Annotated in this window: 19 protein-coding genes; 10 read left to right on the plus strand and 9 right to left on the minus strand. The window is 66.7% G+C overall.

Annotated features, from left to right (window positions below):
* Positions 1–143: 143 nt before the first annotated feature.
* Positions 144–929: an NAD(P)H-dependent oxidoreductase gene (locus tag ACTJLD_RS07260; RefSeq protein WP_027790982.1), complete on the minus strand. Its 786-nt coding sequence runs from the start codon at positions 927–929 to the stop codon at positions 144–146.
* Between the two features lie 86 nt (positions 930–1,015).
* Between ACTJLD_RS07260 and ACTJLD_RS07265 the strand changes: the two genes are divergently transcribed.
* Both ACTJLD_RS07265 and ACTJLD_RS07270 read left to right on the plus strand, forming a co-directional pair.
* On the plus strand, positions 1,016–1,909 hold the full coding sequence (locus ACTJLD_RS07265; RefSeq protein ID WP_226185337.1) for a LysR family transcriptional regulator: 894 nt from the start codon (positions 1,016–1,018) through the stop codon (positions 1,907–1,909).
* A 138-nt stretch (positions 1,910–2,047) separates the two neighbouring features.
* Positions 2,048–2,458 (plus strand): DUF2471 family protein, encoded by a 411-nt coding sequence (locus tag ACTJLD_RS07270; RefSeq protein ID WP_027790981.1) that lies wholly within the window; start codon positions 2,048–2,050, stop codon positions 2,456–2,458.
* A 24-nt stretch (positions 2,459–2,482) separates the two neighbouring features.
* On the opposite strand, the gene ACTJLD_RS07275 is transcribed toward ACTJLD_RS07270, so the two are convergent.
* On the minus strand, positions 2,483–4,516 hold the full coding sequence (locus tag ACTJLD_RS07275) for an NADPH-dependent 2,4-dienoyl-CoA reductase (protein ID WP_134256641.1): 2,034 nt from the start codon (positions 4,514–4,516) through the stop codon (positions 2,483–2,485).
* Positions 4,517–4,591: 75 nt separating this feature from the next.
* On the opposite strand from ACTJLD_RS07275, the gene ACTJLD_RS07280 reads away from it, so the two are divergent.
* The 3 genes from ACTJLD_RS07280 to ACTJLD_RS07290 all read left to right on the plus strand — a co-directional run bounded on the left by ACTJLD_RS07280 (position 4,592) and on the right by ACTJLD_RS07290 (position 6,916).
* Entirely contained in the window at positions 4,592–5,674 is a 1,083-nt protein-coding gene (locus ACTJLD_RS07280; RefSeq protein WP_091920101.1) for an AraC family transcriptional regulator, read from the plus strand.
* Between the two features lie 97 nt (positions 5,675–5,771).
* A complete protein-coding gene (locus tag ACTJLD_RS07285) occupies positions 5,772–6,317 on the plus strand; it encodes a hypothetical protein (RefSeq protein WP_440658419.1) in 546 nt (181 codons plus the stop codon).
* A complete protein-coding gene (locus tag ACTJLD_RS07290; RefSeq protein WP_081078937.1) occupies positions 6,314–6,916 on the plus strand; it encodes a hypothetical protein in 603 nt (200 codons plus the stop codon). Before ACTJLD_RS07285 ends, ACTJLD_RS07290 begins: the two co-directional genes overlap by 4 nt.
* Positions 6,917–6,936: 20 nt before the next feature.
* Here the strand turns inward: ACTJLD_RS07290 and ACTJLD_RS07295 are convergent, their stop codons facing one another.
* From ACTJLD_RS07295 to ACTJLD_RS07305, 3 genes are all read right to left on the minus strand, one after another.
* Positions 6,937–7,386, minus strand: a complete 450-nt coding sequence (locus ACTJLD_RS07295) for an aconitase X swivel domain-containing protein (protein ID WP_440658420.1) — start codon at positions 7,384–7,386, stop codon at positions 6,937–6,939.
* Entirely contained in the window at positions 7,379–8,626 is a 1,248-nt protein-coding gene (locus tag ACTJLD_RS07300) for an aconitase X (RefSeq protein WP_440658421.1), read from the minus strand. The genes ACTJLD_RS07295 and ACTJLD_RS07300 overlap by 8 nt, the downstream gene beginning before the upstream one ends.
* Before the next feature lie 184 nt (positions 8,627–8,810).
* A complete protein-coding gene (locus tag ACTJLD_RS07305; protein WP_027790974.1) occupies positions 8,811–9,239 on the minus strand; it encodes a MarR family winged helix-turn-helix transcriptional regulator in 429 nt (142 codons plus the stop codon).
* Positions 9,240–9,330: 91 nt separating this feature from the next.
* On the opposite strand from ACTJLD_RS07305, the gene ACTJLD_RS07310 reads away from it, so the two are divergent.
* The 5 genes from ACTJLD_RS07310 to ACTJLD_RS07330 all read left to right on the plus strand — a co-directional run bounded on the left by ACTJLD_RS07310 (position 9,331) and on the right by ACTJLD_RS07330 (position 14,994).
* The gene (locus ACTJLD_RS07310; RefSeq protein WP_060173088.1) at positions 9,331–10,251 is read left to right on the plus strand and encodes a LysR family transcriptional regulator; all 921 of its coding nucleotides are present in this window, start codon (positions 9,331–9,333) and stop codon (positions 10,249–10,251) included.
* Positions 10,252–10,358: 107 nt separating this feature from the next.
* A complete protein-coding gene (locus ACTJLD_RS07315; protein ID WP_134256639.1) occupies positions 10,359–10,790 on the plus strand; it encodes a MarR family winged helix-turn-helix transcriptional regulator in 432 nt (143 codons plus the stop codon).
* Between the two features lie 68 nt (positions 10,791–10,858).
* On the plus strand, positions 10,859–11,953 hold the full coding sequence (locus ACTJLD_RS07320; protein WP_059693878.1) for an HlyD family secretion protein: 1,095 nt from the start codon (positions 10,859–10,861) through the stop codon (positions 11,951–11,953).
* Positions 11,954–11,966: 13 nt separating this feature from the next.
* Positions 11,967–13,541, plus strand: a complete 1,575-nt coding sequence (locus ACTJLD_RS07325; protein WP_440658422.1) for a DHA2 family efflux MFS transporter permease subunit — start codon at positions 11,967–11,969, stop codon at positions 13,539–13,541.
* 16 nt (positions 13,542–13,557) lie between these two features.
* Entirely contained in the window at positions 13,558–14,994 is a 1,437-nt protein-coding gene (locus ACTJLD_RS07330; RefSeq protein WP_440658423.1) for an efflux transporter outer membrane subunit, read from the plus strand.
* A 50-nt stretch (positions 14,995–15,044) separates the two neighbouring features.
* Here the strand turns inward: ACTJLD_RS07330 and ACTJLD_RS07335 are convergent, their stop codons facing one another.
* The 4 genes from ACTJLD_RS07335 to ACTJLD_RS07350 all read right to left on the minus strand — a co-directional run bounded on the left by ACTJLD_RS07335 (position 15,045) and on the right by ACTJLD_RS07350 (position 17,074).
* Positions 15,045–15,227 (minus strand): hypothetical protein, encoded by a 183-nt coding sequence (locus ACTJLD_RS07335; protein WP_060194967.1) that lies wholly within the window; start codon positions 15,225–15,227, stop codon positions 15,045–15,047.
* Between the two features lie 7 nt (positions 15,228–15,234).
* Positions 15,235–15,858 carry a LysE family transporter gene (locus tag ACTJLD_RS07340; protein ID WP_027790967.1) on the minus strand — a complete coding sequence of 208 codons (624 nt, stop codon included), beginning with the start codon at positions 15,856–15,858 and terminating at the stop codon, positions 15,235–15,237.
* A gap of 259 nt (positions 15,859–16,117) precedes the next feature.
* Positions 16,118–16,528: a TIGR02594 family protein gene (locus ACTJLD_RS07345; RefSeq protein ID WP_334009090.1), complete on the minus strand. Its 411-nt coding sequence runs from the start codon at positions 16,526–16,528 to the stop codon at positions 16,118–16,120.
* A gap of 321 nt (positions 16,529–16,849) precedes the next feature.
* Complete coding sequence (locus tag ACTJLD_RS07350) at positions 16,850–17,074, minus strand: hypothetical protein (RefSeq protein ID WP_021157316.1); 225 nt, start codon at positions 17,072–17,074, stop codon at positions 16,850–16,852.
* Between the last annotated feature and the right edge of the window lie 52 nt (positions 17,075–17,126).

A 17,126-nucleotide genomic window follows, 5' to 3' on the forward strand; every position in this document is an offset into this window, starting at 1 on the left:
TTCGTCATCCGCCGGGGTGGATCGGATTGCCGCGCGGCCGGCTTCCGCGCATCCGTCGCGCCGATCTCCGGAAACGGCGCGATTCGCGCGCAGGTGCCGATATGCCCGCGCGCCGCTTTCCCGAGCGGGCCCGCCATGCGTCATCAATACGCGTGCGCCAGATGCGCGGCAAACCCCACCGTCCCCGGCACGATCTCCTCCTTCAGCGTCAACGCCGGAATCTCGTAATCGCCCGCGTTCTGTCGCCGGAACGGAATCGGCTGCGCGGTCCACAACGCATCGAGGCGCTTGCCGAGCGCCGCACGCGTTTCGTCGAAGCGCGCGTCGTTCATCTTGCCCGTCCGGTAGATCACGAACGGCGGCAGCACGTCGAACCCCGGGTAATACAAGATCCCGTGCTGGATCGGAAACAGCACGTCGTCGATCGGCCCGTTGATGCCGCGCGGGCTGTAGTGCGATTCCCACCCGCCTGCCGTGACGATCAGCATCGCCCGCTTGCCGGCCAGCGCCCCTTCGCCGTAGCGGTTGCCCCAGCGCGTCTCCGAATGCTCGCCGACGCCGTAAGCAAAACCGTACGCATACACACGCTCGACCCAGCCCTTCATGATCGCCGGCATCGAGAACCACCACAGCGGAAACTGCAGGATCACCGCGTCGGCCCACTTCAGCTTCTCCTGCTCGCGCGCGATATCTTCGCTTTGCGTGCCGGCCGCGAATGCGTGCTTCGAGTCGAGCGACGGATCGAACCGCGCGTCGGGTGCGCGACCGGTCACGTCGTTCGCGTCGAACGCCGCCTTCCAGTTCATCGCATACAGATCCGTCACCTGCACCGCGTGGCCGGCCGCTTCGAGATGCTCGACGGCAAAGTCGCGCAGCGCGCCGTTCAGCGAACGCGGTTCGGGATGGGCATAAACGATCAGCACATTCATGTTCGTCACTCCTTTGATTGAATGACTACAGGATGCCGCCGTCGAAGGTATATTTGAAATGAATTCCTGATATTCCAGGTATAGCCATGAATAATCTCAGACGACTCGACCTGAACCTGCTCGTCACGCTGGACGTGCTGCTCGCCGAGCACAACGTCACGCGCGCGGCCGAGAAACTGAACATGTCGCAGCCGTCGGTGAGCGTGCAGCTGCAAAAACTGCGCGACCTGTTCGGCGATCCGCTGCTGTTGCCGGGGCCGCGCGGGATGCGGCCGACCGCGCGCGCGGAAACGCTGCGCGAGCCGTTGCGCGATGCGCTCGAAGCCGTCGAGCGCGCGGTGGTTCCGGCCACACCGTTCGATCCGGCGACCGCGACGAACACGTGGCGCGTGGCCGCGACCGACTACGGCGAATCGACGATCGTGCTGCCCGCGCTGCACACGCTGCGCTCGGCCGCGCCCGGCACGCGGCTCGCCGTCGTCGAACTCGCGCCGCCGCGCATCGAGCAGGATGCCGAACGAAACGGCATCGACCTCGCCTTTCATACGACGGAAGGGTCGCCGGCCAGCATGCGGCGCCTGCCGCTGTTCGTCGAGCGTTATGTGCTCATCGGCCGCGCCGGGCATCCGAAGCTGAAGCGGCGCCCCACGCTCGCGCAGTTCGGCACGCTCGAACACGTGATCGTGTCGCCCGATGGCGGCGGCTTCTTCGGCGTGACGGACGAAGCGCTCGCGAAGGTCGGGGCCGTGCGGCGCGTCGTGCTGTCCGTGCCGCACTTCCTGTTCGTGATGTCGGCCGTCGCGAGCACCGATCTCGTCGCGATGCTGCCCGAGCGACTGGTGCGCGACGTGCCTGCGTTGCGTGTGGTGGACGCACCGGTCGAGGTGCCCGGCTATGAAATGTCGATGCTGTGGCACGAGCGCGTGCATCGCGATCCGGCGCACCGGTGGCTGCGGGAGACCATCGCGGCGGCGGTCTGACACGGCCCGGTTGCCGGACGGCTGCCATCTGCTGTCATCGGGGGCTTGAAAGTGCGTCGATCACTGTATATATTTACAGTGTTTCTGCGTCATTTGACCCGAATTCCGTCCCCCGAGACGGTCTTTAGTGAGGCGACCATGTTCCAGTCATCCGCATTCGATCCCGAGCAACCCGGCTTCAATCCCGTCCACTTCGAGCGCGCCGCGCGGCAGGCGGTCGTCGATCTTCAGCGTGTCGTCGGCGGCCCCGCGCAGCGGGCGCTCGGCTTGCGGCGCCGCAGCCATCCGGCCGCCGTCCGCACGATGAGCTGGCAAGCGCTGCTGAATGTCGAGGAGCTGGCGTTCTCGAACTCCGGCTTTCTGAACCGCAACGATCCGACGGTCGTCGACGCCTTCATCCGGCTGCGCGACAGCCGGATGGTCGCCGCGGACGTCGAGGAAGCCGTCGACTGGAAGCGCGACGACGACGATCTGCCCGCCGTTTATCTGATCGTCAAGGCGATGCTCGAAGCGGAAGAGCGCGAGACGCAACACGCCGAGATGGAGTGACGGCGGCGACGCGCGGCCGCACCGTTACAGCCGCGCCGCGAGGCGCGCACCCTGATCGATCGCGCGCTTCGCGTCGAGTTCGGCGGCCAGTTCCGCGCCGCCGATCAGGTGCACGGAACGCCCGGCCGCCTGCAACGGCGCGAGCAACGCGCGCTGCGGCTCCTGCCCCGTGCAGAGCACGATCGTGTCGGCTTCGATCAGCTCGTGATCGGTGCGCTGCTCGCCGTACGACACGTGCAGCCCGCGCGCATCGATCAATTCGTAGTTCACGCCGCCGATCATCTTCACCTGCTTCATCTTCAGCGTCGCGCGGTGAATCCAGCCGGTCGTCTTGCCGAGCCCCTTGCCGAGCGGCGCGGCCTTGCGCTGCAGCAGCGTCACTTCACGCGCGGGCGCCGTGACCTGCGCACGCGTCACGCCGCCACGCGTCGCGGCCGGGTCGGTCACGCCCCACTCGGCCTTCCATTCGTCCAGATCGAGTGCCGGCGACTCGCCGTCCTGCACCAGATATTCGGCGACATCGAAGCCGATTCCGCCCGCGCCCACCACCGCGACCCGCCGGCCGACCGGCTGCCTGCCCGCGAGCACATCGATGTAGCTGAGCACGTTCGGCCCGTCCTGCCCCGGAATCTTCGGGTCTCGGGGCGCGACGCCCGTTGCGAGCACGATTTCGTCGTAGCCGCCCGCGATCAGGTCGCTCGCGTCGACGCGGCGGTTCAGGTGCAGGTTCACGCCGGTCAGCTCGACCTGGCGGCCGAAGTAGCTCAGCGCTTCGTGAAACTCCTCCTTGCCCGGAATCCGCTTGGCCATGTTGAACTGGCCGCCGATCTCGGCCGCGCCGTCGAACAGGTCGACCCGATGGCCGCGCTGCGCGAGCACGGTCGAGCACGCGAGCCCGGCCGGCCCCGCGCCCACCACCGCGATGCGCTTCGGCTGCGGCGCGGGCGTGTATTTCAGCTCCGTCTCGTGGCATGCACGCGGATTCAGCAGGCACGACGCGATCTTGTTCTTGAACGCGTGATCGAGACACGCCTGGTTGCAGCCGATACAGGTGTTGATCTCGTCGGCGCGGCCCTGTGCGGCCTTGATCACGAACTCGGCATCCGCGAGCAGCGGGCGCGCCATCGACACCATGTCCGCGCAGCCGTCCGCGAGGATCTGCTCGGCCACTTCGGGGCGATTGATCCGGTTGGTGGTCACGAGCGGAATGCCGACCTCGCCCTTCATCTTCTTCGTCACCCACGCGAACGCGCCGCGCGGCACCGACGTCGCGATCGTCGGCACGCGCGCCTCGTGCCAGCCGATCCCCGTGTTGATGATGGTCGCGCCCGCGCGCTCGACGGCCTTCGCGAGCTGCACGGTTTCGCTCCAGTCGCTGCCGTCCGGAATCAGGTCGAGCATCGACAGCCGGTAGATCAGGATGAAATCGCGGCCGACCGCTTCGCGTGTGCGTTCGATGATCTCGATCGGCAGCCGGATGCGGTTCTCGTACGACCCGCCCCACTGGTCGGTGCGCTTGTTCGTATGCATCGAGATGAACTGGTTGATCAGGTAGCCTTCGGAGCCCATGATCTCGACGCCGTCGTAACCGGCTTCACGCGCGAGCTTCGCGCAACGGACGAACGCGCGGATCTGCCGCTCGACCCCGCGCGCGCTCAGTTCGTGCGGCGCGAACGGCGAAATCGGCGACTTGATCTTCGACGGCGCGACCGCGAACGGGTGATAACCGTAGCGGCCCGTATGGAGGATCTGAAGCGCGATCTTGCCGTCCTCTGCGTGCACGGCGCCGGTGATCTCGCGATGGCGCCGCGCGGCGGCCGACGTCATCAGCGTGCCGCCGAACGGCTTGGTCCAGCCGGCCACGTTCGGCGCGAAGCCGCCCGTCACGATCAGGCCCACGCCACCGCGCGCGCGTTCGGCGAAATATTCGGCGAGCCGCGGCAGCGTCTTGCGGCTGTCCTCGAGGCCCGTGTGCATCGAGCCCATCAAGACGCGGTTCTTCAGCGTCGTGAAGCCGAGATCGAGCGGCGCGAGCAGGTGGGGAAAGGGTGTCGTCATGATGATCGTGCCAGTAAGCGATGCGTGACATCGTAGGCGCGCGCCGCCTTGAACGTGAGGGGGCAAACAGCCATAATGCTTGTCATTTCCGGCCAAAACGACATGACCTCCCCTCTCGCCAAGGACCGCCTCGGGCTGCGCCGGCCGACGATTCCGGTCGCCTACACGCGCCTGCTGCTGCAGGCGCTGGCCGCGCGCGGTGTCGACCTGGCCGCCGTGCGCGCCGGCACGGGCCTGCGCGATGCGGTGCTGGCCGAACCGGACGCGCGCGTCGCGCCGTCGCAATGGGGGCGGCTCGTGCTCAATGCGATCGAGATCGGCGGCGATCCGGGCATCGGGCTCGCGTTCGGGCTGCTGCTGAAGCCGACCGTGCACGGCTTTCTCGGCTACGCGACCCTGACCGCGCGGGACATCCGCGAGGCGCTATCCGTCACGCAGCGCTACTTCCGGATGCGCAACCGCCAATATCGCCTGACCTATGAAGAAGACGAACGCGGCGCGACGCTCGAACTGCACGGCGTGCAGGCGAGCCCCGTGCTGCAGCATCACGTGATGTTCGAATTCGTGCTGACCGGGCTCGCGCAGAACATCTCGCAATGGGCCGGGCGCGCGTCGCCGCCGATCGCGCTGCAATTCGCGTGGCCGGAGCCGCCCTATTTCGCACGCTATCGCGACCAGTTGCCGCCGGTCGAATTCGGCTGCGCGGCCAACGCGCTGTGGATCGCGCGCGACGTGCTCGACTGGCCGCTGCCGCTCGCCGACGAAGTCGCGCACCGGCAGGCGCTCGTGCAGGTGGAGCGCGAGTATGCGCAGGTGCGCCAGGAGGAAGGCGATCTGGTCGAACGCGTGCGTGCGGAGCTGGCACGCGGGGCCGGCGATTACCCGGGGCCGGAGACGCTCGCCGATGCGCTGCTCGTGTCGACACGCACGCTGCGGCGCCGGCTCGAGGAAGCCGGGTCGAGCTATCGGCAGTTGCTCGACGAAGCGCGGTTTCGCGACGCGAAGCAGTTGCTCGCCGCGTCGGATCTCGACCTGAAGACGATCGCCGAGCGGCTGCAATTCACCGACCCGGCGAATTTCACGCGCGCGTTCCGGCGCTGGGCCGGGCAGACGCCGAGCGCCTATCGGGAGGCGGCTGCGGGCACGGCACGCGACTGATGCCGGGCCGCGACCGGCACGAGGTGCCGGCCCGCGATTTCATCGGTATGATCAATCCCACGCCCAAGCGGCGCCGACCGGCGCACTCTCCCGCCCCATGCCCAATCACACCACGCTGATCGAGTCGACGATCGACCGTATCGATACGAACCTCGTCCGGATCAAGGCCGACATCAGGAAGGCGCCGCTTTATCGCCTGACGATGCAGAACGCCTGCTACTTCATCGCCGCCGACGATTTCGACGCAGAGGCGTTCAAGCAGATCGATCGATTGAAGCCCGGGATGGCCGTGCGCGCGTGCATCTTCGACGATCGCGGCCGTCACCGGATCGCGTGGCTCAGAAGCAGCAACCTGGCGATCGCGCCTTACGATGCGCTCGGACAAAAGAGCCGCAACCTGACGCTGCTCACATGGGCGTCGATCGTCTTCGTGCTGAGCCTGCTGATCGGTGCCGCCGTGTTCAGATCGGGCTGGGCGTTCGTCGGCGCCCTGGCCTTGCTCGCGAGCATCATCAGCCTGCTGGGCATCCTGCTCGCGATCGCGGGGCTGTCCGATCTGGTGTTCCGGCCTCAGCGTCGCGAGGCGCAGGAAAAGTGGCGGTACGAACCCGCCGGGTTCACGATGGAACGGAGCAACGGATGACCGGTCGCACCATGCAAATCGCATCCGGCCGCGTGACGTCCGTCAGCCAGAAGACGATCACTACGCAGGTCTGGAGCAACAATCTCGGCTGGACGACGCAAGGCATCGAGGAAATCGCGCTGCAGCTCGACACGTTCGACGCGCCGCTCACGCTCGTGACCAGCGCCACGCGCAGCCTGTTCCTCGTCGCGGGCGATCGGCTGGAGGTGGCGTACGCCGAAGGCCCGGATCGCCCGGCCATCTACGGCATCCACAACGCGACCGACGCCTCGGTGTATCTGGTTCGACCCGCGAAAGTCGCCGCGGCCCGCATCGATGTGTTCGCGACGCTATTCCTGCTGGTCGCCTCCGTCTTCATTCTCGGCATCATGTCCGCGGTGTCGCGCAGCCTCGACGGAATGCTCGACACGTTCGCGTGGTTCGCCGGGGGCGCGATCGGGTTCTTCCTGCTGAGCACGATCCTGCGCACCGTGTTCGGCGTGATCGTGTGGCCCGAGATCCGGCGGCTCAGGCAGCCCGGCGGCAAGCGCGAGATGAACGCCGCAAGGCAGGCGCTGTCGCTCGCGAACGACGATACGCCGAACATCCGTTTTCTCTGACGCGATACGCGCGCGACGCGTCAGCAGCCGACGACGATCCGCGCCCCACCGTCACCCTCGCCCGCCTCGATCCGCACCTCGCCCGTCGCGGCGACGATCGCGTCGTACACGTCGTCGCTCACGCACACCACCGGCACCGCGATCGCATACAGCTCGGCCGCCACGATCGCGCCGATCGAGATGATCAGGTCGCGCTCCTTCAGCACGATCCCGACCGGCCCCGTGCCGTTGCGCACGGCTTCCGCGAGCACGCTGCTGCTCGAACTCGAGCCCTTCGCGTGCGGCATCACCATCACCTTGCCGGCGAGGCTCGCACCGGCCTGCGGATGCCCGCGATCGACGATCTTTCCCGCGCCCGAATCGTAGCCGCCCCAGAAACTGAGCGGCTTGTCGAGCACGAACGCGCGCGCGCATGCGCTGCCCGGCACGAGCGTGTCGCCCGTCAAGCCTTTGCCCGTCGTTTCAGTCATCGAATCGCACCTTTCCTTCGAACGCCGACCGCACGCATTCGCGCATGCTGCCGTACGCGACCGTCACGCCGATGTTCGCGGGCGCATACGACGCCCATTTCCCCGAATTGGTCATCACCAGCCCTGACAGTTGCTTCATCACCGGTGTGATGTACGTGCAGGTGTCGACGACGATCTGAATGCCGCGCGCGGCGAATTTTTCCGCGAGGCCGGCTTCCTCCAGCTCCCACAAGATGAAGCGGCTCGTGTTCACGTAGAAATCGCAGGCCGGCTTGCCGTCGAACGCGTCGAGCAAGGTGCCGAGCGTGCGGAATTCGGCCAGCGAGAAATGCGGCGTGCCGAGCGCCACCGCGACGAGTGCGTCGCCGGCCGCGCCGTGGTTCAGCATGCGGCGAATCTCGTCGAGGTCGGCCATCGCGACGTCGACCGTGCGTTGCGCCGCCTGCCCGTGCAACGCGGCGTCGAGCGTCGGCGCCTCGGGTGTGATGCCCACCGCATGGAACAGCGCGACGGCGCCGCTCGATGCGGCCGCCGCGCCCAGCGCCTTGAGTTCGTCTTCGGTGGTATCCGCCGGCAGCCCGACGATCGCCGGCACGACCGCGCCCGCGATCCTGCCGATCAGCAGACCGAGCGCGGCGAAATAAATGTCGCGCGACGGCAGGCGGCTGAAGTCCGGCGCGTTGAACACGATCCGCGCGGCGCGGTTCGCTTCGACGTGCAGCCCCGCATACGGCGCGCGCCCGGTGATCGCGGCAGCCAGGTCGAGAAAATCGCCATACCGGCTCGTGCGCGCGCCGAGCACCGAGTTCGCGAACACGATCGCGTTCGATTCGGCCCACGCGATCTGCTCGCCTTTCGCGGGACGGTTCTTCAGTTGATACGGCGCGCACGTGAAGCTCGATTCGCAGCCGAGTTGCAGATGCGCGTCCATCAGGCGCTGCGCGTCGCGCTGGATCGTGCGGTCGCCGTGGTACAGCTCGGGATGGATCAGGTCGAGCGACCCGACGTTCAGCGTGGTCGGCACCGCGACCTTCGCGCCGGTGTCGACGAAATATTCGACGAAGTCGAGGCTCGTCTGGCCGTGGTACAGGCAGCCGTCGATATGCGCGGACGTGATGTCGATCAGGTGCGGCGCGGACATCACCTGCGCCGTGCGTGCGACGATCCGCATCGCGCGCGCGACGCCATCGCCGTAATCCCCGCGCAGCATGGCGCTGTCGCGGTCACTCAACTGCAGCATCGGTTGCTCCTCTGACGCGTGCCGGCGGCGCCGGCCCGTGAAATCCGTCAGGGGACTCTACAACTGGAAATAAAAACTGTCCAGATCCGCGCCGATCCGGACAGTTTAAAAACCAATTTCAGCCATATAGCGTCACCGAAGTGGGCAATGGCTCGAATTCCGCTCCAGTTTGCCGCCGGTTCGTCTAGCGTTCCGCGGTCACGCTGAACAGCTCGTCGCGCAGCGCCTTCGCGCGGTCGCGTCCGAACTGCGTCTCGAATTCGTCCTGCGCAGCCTGCCACGCAACCAGCGCCCGCGCGAACGTGCGCTCGCCCGGCTTCGTGAGGCTCAACGCGTGCGCACGCGCATCGTGCTCGGACGCGGCCGTCGCGACGAAGCCGTCGCGCTGCAGCGGCTTCAGCGCGCGCAGCAGCGTCGTGCGGTCCATCACGAGGCTATCGGCGAGTTCGCTCATCAGCAGGCCGGGCCTGCGCGTCAGGTTCGACATGATCGAGAACTGGGCGGGCGTGACGCCAACCGGGGCCAGATGGCGTTCGTACAGTTGCGTGACGAAGCGCGCCGCCTGACGCAGCGCGAGACAGTTGCACGCCTGGGCAATCGAGGTGTCGTTCATGCCTCGCAATTTATATGTGCATATGCATAAAGTCAATGTACACTCCGCCGTAACCAGGCCGGCGGCCGGCCCTCGCGTCAAGGAGACGGACATGGACTACATCGACAAGCTGCGGATCTTCCGGTCGGTGGTGGAGCTGCGCAGCTTCACGCGCGCAGCCGACATGCTCGGCCTCGCCCGGCCTGTCGTGTCGCGCGCGGTCGCGGATCTCGAAGCGCGCTTCGGCAGCCGGCTGCTGCACCGGACCACGCGCCAGGTGTCGCTGACCGAAACCGCCGAGCGCATCTACGAGCGCTGCGCGGCCGTGCTGGACGAGCTCGACTCGCTCGAAGCGGAAGCGCAGTCGCCGACGCGCGAGCCCGAAGGCCTGTTGCGGCTCGTCGCGCACACGACGGCCGCGCTGAACCGGCTGGTGCCGCTGATCGCCGGCTTCAAGGCCGCGCACCCGAAGGTGCGCCTCGACGTGACGCTGACCGAGCGCCCGGTCGATCTCGTCGGCGAAGGCTACGACATCGGCATCGTCGTGCCGTACATGCTGACGAGCGAAACGACCGTCGTGCGGCTGGTCGAACGCATTCCGGTCGTGATCGTCGCGACACCCGCATACCTGCGCGCGCATTCGCATCCCCAAACACCGGCCGATCTGGCCGACCATCCGTTCGTGCCGATGTCGCCGTCGCTGCGGCGGCCCGCCTTGTCGTTCCGCATCGACGGCGACACGCTGACCGTGCCGTTCCGCTTCGACATCTCGTCGAACAGCCCCGTCTTCAACCGCGAAATGGTGATGCACGACTTCGGCATCGGCGTCGTGCCGAAAACGCTCGTCGGGGACGAACTCGCGTCGGGCGCGCTCGTGCAGCTGCTGCCGGACGCCGATCTCGTCGATGCCTTCGTCGAGATCAAGCTCGCGTACGCGAACCGCGCGCTGCTGCCCGCGAAGGTCAAGGCGTTCATCGACTACACGGCCGCCTACTGCGACCGCGAAGGCTGGATCGTTCCGGCCGCGGCCTGACCGGGCGCGCGAACGCGCCACGTTGCAGCCGATTGGTACAGCCGTGACAACAATCTGATCCCGCGCCTCCGCTCGCTTCACGCCGTATTGCCACCTAACATGTGCACATGCACAAGACAACGCTCACCGATGACGATTGCTTCGCGGTCCGGCAAGCCGCCCGCCGGATCTCGCAGTTCTACGAGCGTTACCTGTCGCGCGCGGGCGTCACGCCATCGCAATACAGCATTCTCGCGCTGCTGCGCGACCGGCCCGGCCTGACGATGGCGACCTTGTCGAGCGTGCTGGTGATCGAACGCACCGCGCTGCTGCGCGCGCTCAAGCCGCTCGTCGGCGCGGCGCTGGTGACGGGCCGGATCGAGCCGCCGTGCCGCGGCCAGACGTTCGCACTCACCGAGCACGGCGAAACCAAGGTCGCCGATGCGCACGTGCACTGGCTCGCCGCGCAGGAAGCATTCGAGCGGTGTTTCGGGTCGGCGCAGGCGGCCCGCCTCAGAGACGAATTGTTCCGGATCACGCACAACCTGCCGGAACGCTGATTGACGACTTCCCCGACGGACGGCACGCCGTCTTTCGTTTTGATACGTGCATATACATAGGTGAATCGATGGAAACGACCCAAGCCGCTGCCGCGTCACGCGAAGCAGCCACAACCGACCAACCCGCGAAGCAACAGCGCCGCGTGCCGTGGATGCGCATCGCGGTGGGTGCCGTCATCGTCGTCGTGGCCGCCGCCGCGCTCGACTGGCTGTTCGTGCTGCGCTTCCAGGAAAGCACCGACGATGCCTATGTCGGCGGCGACGTGACGGTGCTCGCGCCGAAGGTCAACGGCTTCGTCGACAAGATCCTCGTGACCGACAACCAGCGCGTGAAGGCCGGCGACGTGCTCGTGCAGCTCGATGCACGCGACTACGACGCGAAGCTCGCACAGGCCAGCGCCGAAGTCGACAGCGCGCGCTCCGCCGTGACCGAACTCGAGGCGAAGCAGCAACTGCAATATGCGGTGATCGGACAGCACGCAGCGGACAAGAACGCTTCGTCGGCCGAGCTGACGCGCGCCGCATCGGATCGTGTGCGCTACCGCGAGCTCGTGAAATCCGACGCGGTGTCGAACCAGATCGTCGAACGCGCGGACGCCGATTACTCGAAGGCCGGCGCCGCCGTCGAACGCAGCGACGCCGCGCTGCTCGCGTCGAAGCGGCAGCTCGACGTGCTCGGCGCGCAGCTCGCCGACGCGCGGGCGCGCGTGAACACCGCCCTCGCCGCGCAGCGCGTCGCCGCGCTCAACGTCGAATACACGACGATCCGCTCGCCGGTCGACGGTTACGTCGGCAATCGCACGGGCCGCGTCGGGATGCTCGCGAACGTCGGCGTGCCGCTGCTGACGATCGTGCCGGCTTCCGGACTGTGGATCGACGCGAACTTCAAGGAAGACCAGCTTCGCAAGATGCACGCGGGCGATCGCGTCGACGTGTCGCTCGATGCGTCGAGCACGCGCCTGCACGGCCGCGTCGACAGCCTCGCGCCCGCGACCGGCGCGACCTTCAGCGTGCTTCCGCCCGAGAACGCGACCGGCAACTTCACGAAGATCGTCCAGCGCGTGCCCGTGCGCGTGCATCTCGATCCGCAGCCGGGCCTCGAGCACGTGCTGCGCCCCGGCCTGTCCGCGGTCGTGACCGTGCATACCGGCCGCGCGAACTGAACGGGAGACGACGATGACCACCGCGTTTTCCGGCGACCCGGCGTCGCAACCGACGAAGCAGCGCGTCTTCGCCTTCGCGCTGATGTGCGTCGGCTTCTTCATGGCGACGCTCGACATCCAGATCGTCGCGTCGTCGCTGCGCGACATCGGCGGCGGCCTGTCCGCCAGCCAGGACGAACTGTCGTGGGTGCAGACGGCCTACCTGATCGCCGAGATCATCGTGATCCCGATGTCGGGCTGGCTGTCGAAGGTGATGTCGACGCGCTGGCTGTTCGTCGCGTCGGCCGTCGGCTTCACGATCACGAGCATGCTGTGCGGGCTCGCGTGGGACATCAACTCGATGATCCTGTTTCGCGGGCTGCAGGGCGCGCTCGGCGCCGCGATGATCCCGACCGTGTTCACCACCGCGTTCGTGCTGTTCCCGGGCCGGCAGCGGCTGATCGCGTCGACGACCATCGGCGCGCTCGCGTCGCTCGCCCCGGCCATCGGCCCCGTGATCGGCGGCTGGATCACCGATCAATGGTCGTGGCACTGGCTGTTCTACCTGAACCTCGTACCGGGCATCGCGGTCGCCGCACTCGTGCCGCGCTACGTGCATATCGACGAACCCGATCTTAGCCTCATCAAGCGCGGCGACTACCTCGGCATCGTGCTGATGTCGGGTTTCCTCGGCTGCCTCGAATACGTGCTGGAGGAAGGCCCGCGCAAGAACTGGTTCGGCGACGATGCGATCGTGATCTGCGCGTGGATCTCCGGCATCTGCGGCTTCCTGTTCCTCGTGCATGCGCTGACCGCGAAAGATCCGATCGTCGACCTGCGCGCGCTCGCCGTGCGCAACTTCGGGATCGGCAGCCTGCTGTCGTTCGTGACCGGCATCGGGATCTTCGTGACCGTGTTCCTGACGCCGCTGTTTCTCGCGCAGGTGCGCGCATTCAGCTCGCTGCAGATCGGCATCGCGCTGCTGTCGGTCGGTGCGTTCCAGTTGGTCGCGCTCTGCGCATATGCGTTCGCCGCGCGCTTCTTCAGCCTGCGTGCGCTGCTCGTGTTCGGGCTGATCTGTTTCGGCCTCGGCTGCTACCTGTACACGCCGATCACGCACGACTGGGGCTGGCGCGAATTGCTGCTGCCGCAGGCACTGCGCGGCGTCGGCCAGCAGTTCAGCGTGCCCCCGATCGTCACGATGGCGCTCGGCTCGCTGCCGCAGTCGCGGCTGAAATCGGCGAGCGGCCTGTTCAACCTGATGCGCAATCTCGGCGGGGCGATCGGCATCGCGGTGAGCGCGACGATGCTCAACGACCGGCTGAATTTTCACTACCTGCGGCTGAACGAGCATGTGAGCGCCGGCGAGCCGCAAATCGCGTCGCTGCTCGATCGACAGGCCGCGTACTGGGGCTCCGTCGCAGGCAATACGCTGAATACCGCGCAGGCCGGGCTCGCGAACCTGCATCGGCTGATCTATCGCGAGGCGCTGACGCTCACTTATGCGGATGCGTATTACGTGCTGTCGCTGTGTTTCGTCGTCGCGCTGTTTGCCGTCGTGTTTTCCAAACCCATTACGTTGAACGCGCCGCCGCCGGACGCGCACTGAGGCCAGGGTCATCATCATGAAAAAGCTACTCGTCGCGCTGGCTGTCAGCGCATTCGCCGCCGGGTGCGCGGTGCAGCCCGCGCAGCATCCGGCGCTGTCCGAATCCGTCCAGACGCTCGCACCCGCCGCATGGGATACCGACGTGGCGCGCGCGGACATCGACGCCGCCGCCTGGTGGGCGCAATTCCACGATCCCGTGCTCGACCGGCTGATCGCGGTTGTGCTCGACGGCAACCTCGATCTGCAGGCCGCCGCCGAACGCGTGAAGCAGGCGCAGGCGCTGACCGTGCAGAAGCGCGCGGTGCTGCTGCCCGAACTCGACGCGACCGCGCATGCGGCCGACGCACGCCAGAACACGCCACCGCCGCTCGGCTATGTGCGGCAGGCCGGCGCGGGGCTCGCGCTGAGCTGGTCGCCCGACGTGTTCGGCGGTGAACGGCTCGACCTGCTCGCCGCGCAAGCGGAACTCGTCGGCCAGAAGCATGCGGAAGATGCGATGCGGCTCGCGCTCGCAGCGGATGCGGCGTCCGCGTATGTCGATCTGCGCTGGGCACAGCAGGAACTGAAGATCCTTCAGGACAACGCGAAGATCCGCCAGCATGCGCTCGAACTCACGCGCAAGCGACAGGCGTTCGGGCTGTCGACGGAACTCGACGTCACGCGTGCGCAGAACCAGCTCGACGCGCTCGAAGCGCGGATTCCGCCGACGCAGGCGCAGATCTCGCATCAGCTCAACCTGATTGCCGTGTATTCGGGGCGCACGCCTGAATCGGTCGATCGGCTCGTGCTCGCGCAGGCCGGCGACATTCCCGCACCGCCCGCTGGCGCACCCGGTACGTTGCCTTCGCAGGCGTTGCTGCGGCGGCCCGATGTGCTGACTGCGTATGCGCAGGTCGAGCGGCGGGCGGCGCAAGTCGGCGTGGCGAAGGCCGAGCGGTATCCGAAGTTCTCATTGAACCTGACGGACGGGATTCTCGCGGCTTCCTATCTCGGGTTGCCGACGTTGACCGACAACCTGTTCAGCGCGGCGTTGAGCGCGACGAGCCCGATCTTCAATGCGGGGCGGATTACGGCCGATATCTCGCAGAGCGAAAGCCGGATGCGCGAGTCGGAACTCGGGTTGCGGCAGACGATGCTGCAGGCGTTGCGGGAAGTCGAGGATGCACGTGCGAATCTCGTCAGCGCCGATGAGGCGACGCGGCGGCTCGATAGTGCGCTCGCTGCGTCGGACAAGGCGCTCGGGCTGGCGAATCAGCTCTACAAGGGTGGCGCGACGGATTTTCTGGATGTGCTGTCGGCGCAGGAGGTGTATCTGCGGGATTCGGATTCGCTCAACCAGGTCAGGCGCGAGCATGCGCTGGCGGCGGTCGCGCTTTATCGGTCGCTTGGGGGCGGGTGGAGCAGGAACGACACGGCGGGTGGGCCGACGGTGGAGGCGGTGGCGAAGAACTGAACGTGATCATGATACGACGCCGGCTTCAACACTTGCCGGCGTCCCGCTCGTCAACCGCACGACCCAAGACATCTGACCGACGACAACGCGATCAGGTAAACCGCCAGCCACGCAATGCCCAGCCCCGCGATGACGGTGACGATACGCGTGATGAGCTTGTGCCAGAACCGGATCGCAGCGAACACTCCCGCCGCCAGCAGGAGCACGATGAGGATCGGGCCGAGCACGTTCATCGCAGCGTTATCGATCCAGCGCCAGCTTCGCGCCGAGCCCCAACAGGATCGTCCCCATCACCGCATCGATCGGCTTGCGCAGTCTCGCGTAACCCGTCTGCACGCGGTTCGTCGAGAACAGCACGGCCACCGTGCAGAACCATGTCAGCGATACGGCGACGACCACGGCCAGCGTCGCGCCATGCACCCATGCCGGCGCATGCGCGGGCAGCAGCGTGACGAACAGGCTGCCGAAGAACGCCGCGGCCTTCGGGTTGGTCAGGCCGACCAGCAGCCCTTTCCGGTATGCATGCACGCCGCCGCGAACGATCGGCTGGCTTGCCGCTTCAGCCTGCCGTGCCGACTGGCGCAGGCCCGACAGCGTCCTGATGCCCAGGTAAATCAGGTAAGCCGCACCGGCGATGCGGATCGCCTCGTACAGCCACGCGAGCTTCGCGACGATCAGCCCGAGCCCGAAAATCGCCATCGCCGCCCATACGGCATGCGACGACGCAATGCCCGACGCGGCCAGCAAACCCGCACGGCGATTGCCGAGCGCATGGGACGAAACAGCGATCAGGTCGGGGCCGGGGCTGACGCACGCCAGCAACATCACGCCGCCGACTGCGGCGAGTTGGGGAAGATAGCTCATGGCGGTTCGGGAGGATTCGGGTGAGGAGGAATGCCGGCTTACTCTAGCACGCCGATTTTGGTTGCATGCGGGACGATCTGAAACGCAGCGCGCCGGCAGCCGCATACTTTCCCTCGTGCCGCCGCCGCGGGCCTTGCAACCGCGTATTACAGGGGCGGGCGCGTCGGCAGGCTCCGCGTGGATCGATACGGCGTGTGCGACAAATTAGCCGCCGCTTGAAAGGCGATGTTCGAAGTTTTGTCTGCGCTGCGGCGGTTGGTCAGACGGCGTCGGGCCAGCGGTAACCGATCACTTCGTTCAACGGGTACGCGAGTTCGCGCACCTCTTCCAGTTGATTGCCGCCAAACAGATGTACGTGCTCGTCGTCGTGACGCAGGTAGAAACCGACATGCCCTTTCCAGCTCGCGGGATCGTCGCGCGTCAGGATCGCGATGCAGCCGTACACAGGGCGCTCCAGCGGCCGGCCCCATTCGAGCCACGAACGCGCGAGCGCGGAGCCCGTCCCGCGAATGCCGGCGTGCGTCATGCACCAGTTGACGAACGACGAGCACCAGGAAATCTTGTCGTCGTAGCCGACCAGGTTCGTCTGGTTGTTGTATTCGACGATGCGCGGATTGATGCTGCCGGGCGGATGGCGGCGGATGCCGAGTTCCGCTATCGCGACGGGCATCCAGGGCGGGTGGGCCGTGTCCGGTTTGCTCTCAGGGTTGAATGAGGTCACGTCGTTCTCGGGCGAGTGTGATGTGCGGTCAATCTTCGCACGAATGATGCGAGGCGACGAGCACCTGTACGCGTGGCCTCGCGTTGTACGAGCGCGTTCAAGTGCCTGCCGACCATGCTCGGCGACAGGCCAGCTTCGGAACCGGGAAAGCGTGGTGCGCCGATCGAATCGAAGCGTAACGAATCGATCGCGCGCGAGGGTTGGACGCGCCTTGTCGTGCGCGCCCGGGTGACTCACCTGCGTTGGGTGTCGGGTACCGCGGCGTTACCTTTAACCGCGTGTGTCGATCCAGCGACGTGCCCAGCGGGCCGAGTGCCGCAGTGCCTGCGCTTCGCTCGCGAAGTAATCGAGCGAATAGAACTGGTAGCGGCCTTCCGCGGGTGTGCTGTCGGTACGTTCGAGCACCAGGTTGGATGAAAAACTACCGTCGGGCAAACGATGCGCCGAGGGTTGGACAGCATAGCCGTTGTATTGTTGAATTCGTTTGTTTTGCATTTTTAATTTTAATCATGTTCGAGTGCGCGCATGCCGTGCGCAATATGCACGG

Source organism: Burkholderia sp. 22088 (assembly GCF_052045915.1).
Taxonomy (GTDB): domain Bacteria; phylum Pseudomonadota; class Gammaproteobacteria; order Burkholderiales; family Burkholderiaceae; genus Burkholderia; species Burkholderia cepacia.